An 11,133-nucleotide genomic window follows, 5' to 3' on the forward strand; every position below is an offset into this window, starting at 1 on the left:
TCCGTCGTCGGCAGCGTCAGATGTGTATAAGAGACAGGCCCGCGGGCGCAGGCCCACCTCGGCCAGGCACGGCAGGTCCTGGGTGGCCGCGTGGAGGATCCACTCGGCGTCGCCGATGGCCTCGTCGAGCGGGGAGAGGTCGGGGCACGCCACGGGGTCGACGAGCCAGGTCCCGGAGCCGTCGCGCCGCAGCTGGACGAGGTAGGCGCGCTGGCCGTAGCGGTAGCCGGAGGCACGCTCGGCGTCCATGCCCACGGGGCCGGTGCCGGCGGCGATGGCCTCCGCCGCCCGCATCAGGGTCCGTTCGTCGGCGACGACGTCGGGCACGCCGTCGCGCGGGTGCAGCAGCGGCGTCGGCTCGATGGTCGCGGTGGACGTGGCCACCGCGACGGACGACGGGTCCTCGCGCGTCGGGGGGGACGCGTGGCGGTGGGCCGGGTCGCTGCCGGTGTGCTCCTCGTGCACCGTCACCGGCGCTGCCCCGGCAGGGGGACGACGCCGTCGGGCAGCGGCGGGATCCCCGCGATGGTGCACAGCATGTCGGCCCAGGCCCGCAGGTGCTCGACGACGTCGCCGGCGGTGGGGGTCCAGGAGGCCCGGATCTCCATCTCGACGCTTGCCTCGCGGTCGGCGAGCCCGCCGAAGCTCTCGCTGACGACCCGTGTGACGGTGCCCGCCTCCGCCGTCCACGCCAGGCCCCGGCCGGAGAGGGAGTCGCTGAGCCAGGACCACCCGACCGCCCCGAGCATCGGGTCACCCGCCAGCTCGGCCTCGAGCTCCGCGCGCGCGAACGTGACGACGCGCCACTGGCCGTCCCACGTGTCGGGGGCGGCGGGGTCGTGCAGGAGGACGAACCGGCCCGTGGCGAGGTCCTCCTCGGGGTCGGTGACGTCGATGACGTCGGCCGTCAGCGCGGCCGCGTACGGCGCGATGCGCGTCGGCGCAGGCACCTCGGTCAGGCGCACCTCGGAGCGCAGCCGGACGTCGCGGAGGGCGGTCAGCGTCCTCGCGAAGACCGCACCGTGGCCTCCCGGCAACGTTCTGGTGTGCACCAGACGAGGGTATGCCGGGAGCGCCGGATCTGTCTCAGGGCACGCCGGGGCGTTCCGGGCAGGACGGCACAGGTCTGCGCAGGCGTCACGGGCGTCACTCGCGGCCGGGCCCCACAGGCCGGCCGTCCGTCGAGGATGACCGGGGCAGGGGTGCGCCCATGGCAGGATTGACCGGTGCCGACGTATGCCCCTGCTGCCACGCGACAGAGCGACCTCGTGCGTGCCGCGCGCCGCGAGCCGGTGGGCCGCACCCCCGTGTGGTTCATGCGTCAGGCCGGACGGTCACTGCCCGAGTACCGGGCCGTGCGCGAAGGCGTCCCGATGCTCGAGTCGTGCCTGCGTCCCGAGCTCGTCACCGAGATCACGCTCCAGCCGGTCCGCCGCCACGGCGTCGACGCGGCCATCTTCTTCAGCGACATCGTCGTCCCGCTCAAGGCCGTCGGCGTCGACCTCGACATCGTCCCCGGCGTCGGCCCGGTCGTGGCCCGCCCGATCCGCACCCGCGCGGACCTCGACCAGCTCGTCCCGCTGACGCCCGAGCACGTGCCGTCGATCTCCGAGGCGGTGCGGCTGCTCGTCGCCGAGCTCGGCGAGATCCCGCTCATCGGGTTCGCCGGGGCGCCGTTCACGCTGGCCTCCTACCTCGTCGAGGGCGGCCCGTCGAAGAACCACGAGAAGACCAAGGCCCTCATGCACGGCGACCCGCAGCTGTGGGACGACCTCTGCGGCCGCCTGGCCCGGATCTCCGGGGAGTTCCTCCGTGTCCAGGTCCAGGCCGGTGCCAGCGCCGTCCAGCTGTTCGACTCGTGGGCCGGGGCGCTCTCACGCGCCGACTACCGGGCCCGCGCGATGCCGCACTCGGCCGTGGCGCTCGGGGCCGTCGCCGACCTCGACGTCCCGCGCATCCACTTCGGCGTCGGGACCGGCGAGCTGCTCGCCCTCATGGGCGAGGCCGGCGCCGACGTCGTCGGGGTCGACTACCGCGTGTCACTGACCGACGCCGTCGAGCGGCTCGGCCCCGGCTACGCGGTCCAGGGCAACCTCGACCCGGCGCTGCTCTTCGCGCCGTGGGAGGCGCTCGAGCGACGCGTCCGCGAGATCGTCGACGAGGGCCGGCAGGCCCCCGGCCACGTGTTCAACCTCGGGCACGGCGTCCCGCCGAACACCGACCCCGACGTCCTGACCCGCGTCACCGAGCTCGTCCACGAGTACTCGAGCCGCCGATGACGGCCACCGTCCCCGACGCACCCCGAGCCAGCGCCCCCGGCGTCGAGTCGGTCGCGGCACCGTCGGTCGCCCGCTCGAGCCTGACGATGTTCGGGGGCTCGATCGCCTCGCGGGTCCTCGGCACGGTCCGCGCCGGCCTCATCACGGCGATCATCGGCGCCAGCCTGGCCGGTGACGCGTTCTCGCTGGCGAACACGCTGCCGAACGTCCTCTACATGCTGGCGGCCGGGGGGATCCTCAACGCCGTCCTCATCCCGTCGCTGTCCCGGGCGATGCGGCTGCCCGACGGTGGGCAGGAGTTCACCGACCGCGTCATCACCCTCGCCCTCGTCGGCATGGCGGCCATCACCGTCCTCGTCACGGCGGGGGCCGGCCTGTTCGTGTGGATGCTCGCCGGCACCAGCCAGCCGAGCGTCAAGCAGCTCGCGCTCGCCTTCTCCTTCATCACCCTGCCGCAGATCTTCTTCTACGGGCTGTTCGCCCTCCTCGGCCAGATCCTCAACGCCCGCGGCAAGTTCGGCGCGTTCGCGTGGGCCCCGTTCATGGCCAACGTCGTCGCCGTCACCGGGCTGGTCGTCTTCATCGTCCTGTACCCGGCGCCGCGCCAGTTCCACGAGGGGCAGCCGTTCCCCCGGACCCCGGAGCAGTGGACGCCCGGCATGGTCTGGCTCTTCGCCGGGTCGGCGACCCTGTCGGTCGTCGTCCAGGCGCTGTGGCTCGTGCCGGCCCTTCGGGGCACCGGGTTCCGGTACCGCCCGCGGTGGGGCGTGCGTGGCGCGGGTCTCGGCGGGGTGAGCCGGCTGGCGGTCTGGGCCTTCGTCGGCCTCGTCGTCTCGCAGCTCGGCTTCTTCGTGAGCCAGGGCGCCCTGAACCACGCGGTCAGCCGGGTCCCGGAGAAGGTCGCCGTCGGCGGGCCGGCGGTCTACGGGATCGCGTTCACGATCTTCATGCTGCCGCACGCCTTCGTCACCGTCTCGATCGTCACGGCGCTCTTCCCGCGCCTGTCCGCCGCGGCCGCGAGCGGACGCCTGGAACGCATGCGCGAGGACGTCCGCACCGGTCTCGCCCTGCCGCTCGTGGTCAACGTGGCGGTCATGGCCTTCGTCATGGTCGAGGCCGAGCCGATCATCGCCCTGCTCAACCCGGGCCTCAACCTGCGCTCCGTCGAGACCGCGGCCATCACGCTCGTCGTCATGATCCTCGGGATCATCCCGTTCGGCGTCGACCTGCTCTGCTACCGCACGCTCTTCGCCCTGGAGGACGGCCGGCCGACCTTCGTCATGCAGGTGCTGCTCACCGGTACGAGCCTGTTCGCGCTCGGCGTGACCCTCGTCGTGCCGCCGCAGTACGCCGTCGCGGTCATGGCCTTCGGGCAGACCGCCGGCAACGTCGTCTCCTGCGCCTACGGGCTGCGGGCCTGCCGACGCCGCGTCGGCCCCCTCGGCGGCGCCGCGGTCCTCGACACCGCCGCCCGCGTCGGCGTCGCGGCCCTCGTCGCCGGCCTGCTCGCGATGGGCACGCACAACGTGCTCGCCCCGATCCGCGTCTACGCGGCCGAGGGCGACGGCACGACGGCGGTGGGCCGGATGATCGCCAACGCCGTGGAGATCGGCCTGGTCGGGGTCGTGTTCACCGTCGTCTACATCGGGGTCGCGCACCTGCTCCACGTCCGCGAGGTCCGCGAGGTCGCCGGTCTCGTCCGCGGGCGCCTCGGCCGCTGACCGCGTCCCACCCGACGCCGGCCGCGGCCGAGGACCGAGGTCAGCGACCTGGTGCCGGCGTGGCCGGGCCGCCGTGCTCCTCGGGTTCTCCCGTTCCGGCCGAGGAGGCTGCGGGAGCAGGACCGCCCGAGCTGGAACCGGCCGAGCCCGAACCTGCCGACCCCGAACCGGCCGAGCCGGAACCGGCCGAACCCGAGCCGCCGGTGCCCGAGCCGCCGGTGCCCGAGCCGGCCGACCCGCCGGGGGCCGCGAGGGCCGGGCTCGCAGCCGCGGGCCGGCGGCGTCGGACCCGGAGGACGACGAGCGCGACGAGACCGAGGACGACGAGCCACGGCAGCAGCGCGGCCAGACCGGTGACGATCACCGTCGCCGAGGTCAGCAGGCCCTCCCACGCTCCGCGCAGCCGGGACGCCACGTCCTCGCCCGTGGTGGCCACGACCGGTGTCGTCGCGGCGGTCCACAGGGTCAGCGTTACGTCGCTGTTCGTCGTGCGGCGGTCGAGCTCGGCGAGCCGCTGCTCGAGTGCGTCGAGGTCAGCCTGACGGCGGCTCAGCTCGCTCTCGAGCAGGACCACCTGCTGCAGGTCGGTCGCCTTGGTCAGCAGGGCCCGGACCCGGGCGATGCTGTCGCGGGCCGGCTGCACCCGGGCTCGGGCGTCGACATAGGTGTCGGTGACGTCCTCGGTCTGGGAGGACCGGTAGGACACCGACCCGAGGCGGGACAGCTCGGTGAGGACCCCGTCCAGCTTGTCGGCCGGCACGCTGAGCACCATGCGGGCCTCGTCGACTCCCACCGGCTCGGCGATGGCCGGTGAGTCACCGGCGCCGTCCGGGGCCGGCTCGGGGGAGCGGAGACCACCCGGCGCGCCGTAGCGGCCCGTCGGGTCGGCGGCGGTGACGACGTTCTCGAAGGTGACGACGCCACCGGCCTCGGAGGTGACGACCCGGGCTCGGGCACTGGCGGCGACGAGGTCGCCGACCTCGACCCCGAGCCACGCCGTGCGCGCGAGGCGGGCCCCGAGGTCGGCAGGCAGCGCGTCGGCGAGCCCCGAACCGGTCGTGCCCGAACCGGTCGTGCCCGTGGCGGCCCCGCCCTCGGACGTGTCCGGCGTGGGACGCCGGCCCTCCGTGGGCGCCTGCGGGGCCGCCTCCTTGCCGACGCTGCCGCTCCCGGACGAGTCACGCCCGGACCCGGTCCCGGCGACGGACTCCGACCCTCCGCTGGCACGGGTGCCCTCACCGACCCGGCCGAGGACGGACAGCCCGACGGGCACCGCCAGGGCGAGGACGGCGACGGCGACGAGGGCGGCGGCGAGCCATCGGCGGCGGTCCCGTGGAAGTCGGTCGAGGTGGGGACGCAGGCGGGCGAGCTGTTCCATGGCGGGCCTTCCGACGGGTCGCCCGGGCCGCGGCCCCTCTCGGCCGTGTCCGTCGGCGACGTCCTGCCGGGAAAGACACCGGGGCAGCGGCGAACGTTGCGGGGCGGCCCGTCGCTCAGGCGTCGTCGTCGGGGCTGACGCGGCGGGCCCGCCGAACCCGCCGGACCCGCCGGACCACCAGCCAGCCGACGAGGGCCACCGCGGCCGCGACGACGAGCCGGTCGAGCATCCCCGAGTACCGGTCGACGAGCTCGTACCGCGACCCCAGGGCCCAGCCGAGACCGATGAGGAGCGCGTTCCACGCGGCGCTGCCGAGCAGGGTCATGAGGCTGAACCGGCCGAGCGGCATCCGCACCGCCCCCGCCGGCAGGGACACCAGGCTGCGCACCCCCGGGACGAGCCGGCCGACGAGCACGGAGCGCCGACCGTGCCGCGTGAACCACCCCGTCGCCCGGAGGAAGTCCTCACGGTCCACGAGCGGCAGCCGGGCGAGCAGGTCGACGGCGCGGTCCTGCCCGAGCCGGGCCGCGAGCAGGTAGAGCACGAGCGCTCCGAGGTAGGCACCAAGAGTGCTCGTGAGCAGGAGCAGGCCGAGGTCGAGCCGGCCCTGTCGGGCGATGAAGCCGGCGAGCGGCAGCACGACCTCGCTGGGGATCGGGGGCACGACGGTCTCGAGGAGGGCGAGGACGCCGACGCCGAGCTCTCCGAGCGTGGCGATGACGCGCATCGCGAGGCCGACGAGGCCGGACGGCTCGGCCGCGACGTACGCCTCGGGGCTCGTGGCCTGCACGGTCATGGCGCCATCATCACATCCGGTCCCGATGGCCACCCGGCGCGGGGCCTCGGGTCGCGGGGTGCCACAGTGGGCCCCATGGGTCGCAGGAGCGTGGCGGTCGTCGGTGGCGGGATCAGCGGTCTGGCGGCCGCCTGGGAGCTCGTCCGCTCCGGCGGCCCGGAGGGCGTCGACGTCACGCTCCTCGAGGGGTCCGACCGCGTGGGCGGCAAGCTGCGCCTCGCCGACGTCGCCGGGGTGCCGGTCGACGTCGGGGCCGAGTCAGTGCTCGCGCGCCGTCCCGAGGCGGTCGCGCTCGTGCAGGAGCTGGGCCTGGCCGACCGGTTGACCCACCCGGCCCCGGTCGGTGCCTCGGTGCTGGCGGGCGGCCGCCGCCGGCCGCTGCCGAAGGGCACCCTCATGGGGGTGCCCTCGTCCCCCGAGTCGCTGCACGGGCTGCTGTCCGAGGCGGAGGTCGAGCGGGTGCGCGCGGAGCGCGTCACCGGTCCCGACGGGTCGCACGGTCCCGATGCCCCCGACGTGTCCGTCGGCGACCTCGTCGACGCCCGCCTGGGACCCGCCGTGACGGACCGCCTCGTCGAGCCGCTCCTCGCCGGCGTCTACGCCGGGCACGCCCGCGAGATCTCGGCGGCCGCTGCCGTGCCGGCGCTGGCCCGGGCCGCCCGTGAGGGTCGTTCCCTGCTCGACGTCGCCCGCGAGTCCGCCGAGGCGGGCGCCGCGTCCGCCGGGCTGCCCGTGTTCGCCACCGTGGAAGGCGGCCTCGGCACGCTGCCGGTCGCTCTCGCCGAGGCCCTGGCGGCAGCCGGCGCCCGGGTGCGCACCGGTGCCGTCGTCCGTGGCCTCCGGGTCGACGGCGACGGCTGGGTCGTGACGACCGGACCCACGACCGCCGAGGTCGACGAGCGCTACGACGCCGTCGTCCTCGCGACCCCGGCCCGGCCCACGTCACGCCTGCTCGCCGGCGTCGCGCCGGGGGCCAGCGCCGCTCTGGCCGCCATCGAGTACGCGTCGATGGCGATCGTCACCCTCGCCCTCGACGGTCCGCCGCCCGCGGTGCTCGAGGGCAGCGGCTTCCTCGTGCCGCCGACCGAGCCGCTGTCGATCAAGGCCTCGACGTTCAGCACCGTCAAGTGGCCCTGGTTGGCCAGGGCCCACCCGGACCGGACGTTCCTCCGGGCCTCGCTGGGACGCCACCGTGACGTGGTGACGCTCCAGCGCTCCGACGACGAGCTCGTCGCCACGGCGCTGGCCGACCTGCGCACCGTGCTCGGACCGGGCCTGCCGGACCCGGTGGCCGCGCACGTCCAGCGCTGGGGCGGCGGCCTGCCGCAGTACGCCGTCGGTCACCTCGACCGCGTCCGCGCGGCGCGCCTGCTGCCGCCGGGACTCGCCGTCTGCGGCGCCGCCTACGACGGCGTCGGCATCCCGGCCTGCATCGGGTCGGCCAGGGCGGCGGCGCGCGACCTGCTGACCCGGTGGTCGGACGCCCCGGCGACCTTGGGATGATGCGGTCATGAGCGAGCGCCTGACACCGGCCCGGATGCGGGAGATCAACGACACGATCCGCTACAGCATGTGGTCGGTGTTCGCGTCGGCGACCCCGCTCGGTGACGACCGGGGCGCGCTGCTCGGCGACCTCGAGGGCTTCCTCGACGACATCGCCGGCGAGGGCGTCGTCGTCCGGGGTCTCTACGACGTCGCGGGCCTGCGCGGCGACGCCGACGTCATGGTCTGGTGGCACGCCGAGTCCATCGAGCTGCTCCAGTCGGCCTACCACCGGCTGCTGCGCACCGAGCTCGGGCAGCACCTCGAGCCGGTGTGGAGCTCGGCGGCGCTGCACCGGCCGGCCGAGTTCAACAAGAGCCACATCCCCGCCTTCATGGCCGAGGAGCAGACCCGCAGGTACCTCTGCGTCTACCCGTTCGTCCGGTCCTACGACTGGTACCTGCTCGAGGACTCCGAGCGCCGCGACCTGCTGCGCGAGCACGGCCAGATGGCGCGCGACTACCCCGACGTGCGGGCCAACACCATCGCCTCGTTCGCCCTCGGCGACTACGAGTGGCTCCTCGCCTTCGAGGCCGACGAGCTGCACCGCATCGTCGACCTCATGCGTGAGCTGCGCGCCTCGCGCGCCCGGCTGCACGTGCGCGAGGAGGTCCCGTTCTTCACCGGGCCACGCGTCGAGCCCGCCCAGCTCGTCGCCAACCTGCGCTGAGGCGTGCCGCCGGGGTGGCGGTCAGTCCTCGCCCCGGAACAGCCTGCCGACCCCGGCCGCGATCGGGATGAACAGGAACACGAACCACTCGCCCGTGCGCAGGAACACGAGCAGCGCGATGAACGGCGACAGGGTCACGAGGGCTCGCCCGAGGCGCGCGCCGAACGACGTCGCCGGCTGCGCGGCGGGTCGCCCGGGGGCGGTGGACGCTGCCCGGGCCGGGGCGACGGGGTCGAACCTCGGCCGGGGCTCGGGCAGGTCGGTGAACAGCGCCTCGATCTCGCGCCGCGTCACGGCGTCGGCGGCCTTCCCTCGGCGGTCCTCGTACTCGAACGCGTCGAGCCGGCCGGCCTGCCGGTGCGCCGCGAGCGCCGCGAGGGCCTCCTGGCGCTCGCGGTCACCGATGCGCAGCTCGCCGTCGCCCTCCATGGGACCAATCTAGGCGCGGTGACCTCAGGCGTCCCCGGTGCTCGTGCCGGTCGCCGGCTCGAGGCGTAGCGAGATCGAGTTGATGCAGTAGCGCTGGTCGGTGGGGGTGTCGTAGCCCTCGCCCTCGAAGACGTGGCCGAGGTGCGAGCCACAGGTGGCACACCGCACCTCGACGCGCTTCATGCCCAGACTGCGGTCCTCGATGTACTCGACGCTGTCACCGGCGAGGGGGGCGTAGAAGGACGGCCACCCGCAGTGGGACTCGAACTTGGTGTCGCTGCGGAACAGCTCGGCGCCGCACGCCCGGCACGAGTACACGCCTTGGGTCCTGGTGTCGGTGTACTCGCCGGTGAAGGCGCGCTCGGTGCCCGCCTCGCGGAGCACGTGGTACTCGGCGGGGGAGAGGGCGTCACGCCACTCCGCGTCGGTGCGCTGGACGGCGTACGGCTTACGGGAGGTGCTCTGGTCGCTCATGTCCGGGCAACGCCGGGGCCCCCGCGTTTGTGCCCTGCCTCGTCGCGGCGCAGGTCGGGCGCAGGCGACGGCCCGGGCGTGCCGGTTGCGCACGCCCGGGCCGCCTGCCTCACTTCTGCTTCGGCGGGACGGAGCACGTGGCCGTCGCCGTGTTGCCGGCGGCGTCGGTCGCGGTGACGAGCAGGTCACCCCGCACCGTGACGTCCCAGTCGACGGCGCCCGAGCCCGCCACGGCCGACGGCGTCGCCCCCGGAGCCTGGGTCAGCTTGATGTGCGTGCCGGGCGCGTACGGGCCGAAGGTGGAGCCCGAGGCCGTGTCGGAGAGCGTCACGGACACGCCGGGCAGGTTGTCGGTCGCGACCAGCTGGAAGAAGCCGGAGCTCGCGTAACCGACCGGCGTCCTGCCGGCGGGGTTGACGCCGGGGCCGCAGGCGACGGTCGGCGGCGTCACGTCGTTGACCTTGATGCTCACGGTCTGGACGAAGCCCGGCCCGGCGTCGGCGCCGTTGACGAGGAACGTCGACGTGCACGTCAGCGTCGAGCCCTGCGGCGCGTCCGAGGCCACGGTCACGGCCTCGTCGAGGGCGAGGTCGGTGCCGCTCGTCACGGTCTGCGGCAGCGACGGCGAGTACGACACGGACAGGCCCGGGTCGCACGCGACGTTCGCCGTCACCTCGGCCGGCAGGTTGCCGAGGCCGGCGAGGATGGCCGCGGACACGCCGCCCGGTGCGACGCTCGGGAAGAAGGTGCCCGAGGTCGCGGCGGTGATCCGCGTGGCCTGCCCGGTGGCGTCGAGGCCGTCGCCGAAGCCGGAGTTCACGTTGATCGCGATGACCTGGGCGGAGACACCCTGGAGGGAGGCGATGGCGTCGGCCTCGCTGTGCCCGTTGCTCGGGTCGTGGCCGCTGGCGTCGCCGAACCAGACGACGATGCGCGTCGAGTCGGGCCGGAAGGAGATGGCGTCGCCCCCCGAACCGACCTGCCACAGCGCGTTGAGCTGGGCCTCCGGAAGGTCGCCGCCACCCCCGGCCGAGAGGCTGTTGATCGCGGTCTGCGCCGTGGTCTGGTCGCCGGTCAGGCCCGACTCGACCTGGAAGAGCTCGGGACCGTCGCCGACGTCCTGGTAGGACGTGATGGCGAACTGGGCCTGGGGCTGGGCCGCCTGGACGCTCGAGACGATGGAGCTCATCTCGGACTTGACGTTCGCGATGGCCGGGCCCATGCTGCCCGTCTCGTCGACGACGAGCACAATGTCGGGCTTGGGCGGTATCTCCGGGGTGCTGACCGTCTTGGTGACGTGGACGGTCTGGCCCGGGTCGAGGGCGGCGTCGTAGGTGGCCGGGCTGACGCCGGCACCGAACGCGACGGCCGGGACCCCGACGAGGGCTCCGGTTGCAAGGATCGAGAGTGCGCCGCGGCGCATTCCGTTGAGCACGGTTGTCCCCTTTCGTGGGACGTGAGGGATGGGTGGGGCCGGAATCCGTGCCTCCGGCGCGGCCCCGAGGCGGGCGGGGGACGCCACGACCCCGAATGGCAGTCGTCCCGGCCGTCGACGGTCCTGGGTGGTGGACCGGGGAGGTGTCGGGCACCGGCGATGGAGGCGCCGGCGCTCGAGTCTCCCTGCCCCTACCGTGGCGCGGCCTGTCCGTTTTGATACGAGAACCGCCGGAATGTGTGGCTGCTGGGACGAGCGGGGCACCGTTTGCCACGATGGGGCCCGTGGAGCAGCGCCAGAGGGTCCCTCGACCGCTCCTCGCCGCCACGGAGCCGGTGGTGCCGGGGCGCTACGGCCTCTGGCTGGACGGCGGCCTCGGGCACGCCCGCGTCGGGGACATCCTCGACGT

At 74.5% G+C, this 11,133-nt stretch carries 11 protein-coding genes; 4 read left to right on the forward strand and 7 right to left on the reverse strand.

The features are described 5' to 3' along the window. A partial coding sequence (locus ACR9ZK_RS17790; RefSeq protein WP_481343303.1) for a 3'-5' exonuclease family protein occupies positions 1 to 384 on the reverse strand: 384 nt, incomplete at its 3' end. Between the two features lie 83 nt (positions 385 to 467). Then, positions 468 to 1,052, reverse strand: a complete 585-nt coding sequence (locus ACR9ZK_RS17795; RefSeq protein WP_481343287.1) for a DUF3000 domain-containing protein — start codon at positions 1,050 to 1,052, stop codon at positions 468 to 470. 174 nt (positions 1,053 to 1,226) lie between these two features. Between ACR9ZK_RS17795 and hemE the strand changes: the two genes are divergently transcribed. Both hemE and murJ read left to right on the forward strand, forming a co-directional pair. Next, entirely contained in the window at positions 1,227 to 2,279 is a 1,053-nt protein-coding gene (gene hemE / locus ACR9ZK_RS17800) for a uroporphyrinogen decarboxylase (RefSeq protein ID WP_481343288.1), read from the forward strand. Next, positions 2,276 to 4,000, forward strand: coding sequence for a murein biosynthesis integral membrane protein MurJ (murJ, locus tag ACR9ZK_RS17805; RefSeq protein WP_481343290.1), 1,725 nt, complete (start codon positions 2,276 to 2,278; stop codon positions 3,998 to 4,000). Before hemE ends, murJ begins: the two co-directional genes overlap by 4 nt. Before the next feature lie 40 nt (positions 4,001 to 4,040). Here murJ and ACR9ZK_RS17810 read toward each other — a convergent pair whose 3' ends face one another. Continuing rightward, positions 4,041 to 5,378 (reverse strand): DUF4349 domain-containing protein, encoded by a 1,338-nt coding sequence (locus ACR9ZK_RS17810; RefSeq protein WP_481343291.1) that lies wholly within the window; start codon positions 5,376 to 5,378, stop codon positions 4,041 to 4,043. Positions 5,379 to 5,493: 115 nt separating this feature from the next. Further along, on the reverse strand, positions 5,494 to 6,174 hold the full coding sequence (locus tag ACR9ZK_RS17815; protein ID WP_481343293.1) for a DedA family protein: 681 nt from the start codon (positions 6,172 to 6,174) through the stop codon (positions 5,494 to 5,496). Positions 6,175 to 6,249: 75 nt separating this feature from the next. Between ACR9ZK_RS17815 and hemG the strand changes: the two genes are divergently transcribed. Then, positions 6,250 to 7,677 (forward strand): protoporphyrinogen oxidase, encoded by a 1,428-nt coding sequence (hemG, locus tag ACR9ZK_RS17820; RefSeq protein ID WP_481343295.1) that lies wholly within the window; start codon positions 6,250 to 6,252, stop codon positions 7,675 to 7,677. A gap of 7 nt (positions 7,678 to 7,684) precedes the next feature. After that, positions 7,685 to 8,386, forward strand: coding sequence for a hydrogen peroxide-dependent heme synthase (gene hemQ / locus ACR9ZK_RS17825; RefSeq protein ID WP_481343297.1), 702 nt, complete (start codon positions 7,685 to 7,687; stop codon positions 8,384 to 8,386). Between the two features lie 21 nt (positions 8,387 to 8,407). Here the strand turns inward: hemQ and ACR9ZK_RS17830 are convergent, their stop codons facing one another. The 3 genes from ACR9ZK_RS17830 to ACR9ZK_RS17840 form a co-directional block, all read right to left on the reverse strand. Further along, the gene (locus ACR9ZK_RS17830) at positions 8,408 to 8,815 is read right to left on the reverse strand and encodes a DUF1707 SHOCT-like domain-containing protein (protein WP_481343299.1); all 408 of its coding nucleotides are present in this window, start codon (positions 8,813 to 8,815) and stop codon (positions 8,408 to 8,410) included. 24 nt (positions 8,816 to 8,839) lie between these two features. Further along, positions 8,840 to 9,289 (reverse strand): peptide-methionine (R)-S-oxide reductase MsrB, encoded by a 450-nt coding sequence (gene msrB, locus ACR9ZK_RS17835; RefSeq protein WP_481343300.1) that lies wholly within the window; start codon positions 9,287 to 9,289, stop codon positions 8,840 to 8,842. A gap of 109 nt (positions 9,290 to 9,398) precedes the next feature. Continuing rightward, the gene (locus ACR9ZK_RS17840; RefSeq protein WP_481343302.1) at positions 9,399 to 10,724 is read right to left on the reverse strand and encodes a vWA domain-containing protein; all 1,326 of its coding nucleotides are present in this window, start codon (positions 10,722 to 10,724) and stop codon (positions 9,399 to 9,401) included. Between the last annotated feature and the right edge of the window lie 409 nt (positions 10,725 to 11,133).

The sequence above is a fragment of the Monashia sp. HAY1-5C genome (assembly GCF_056755255.1).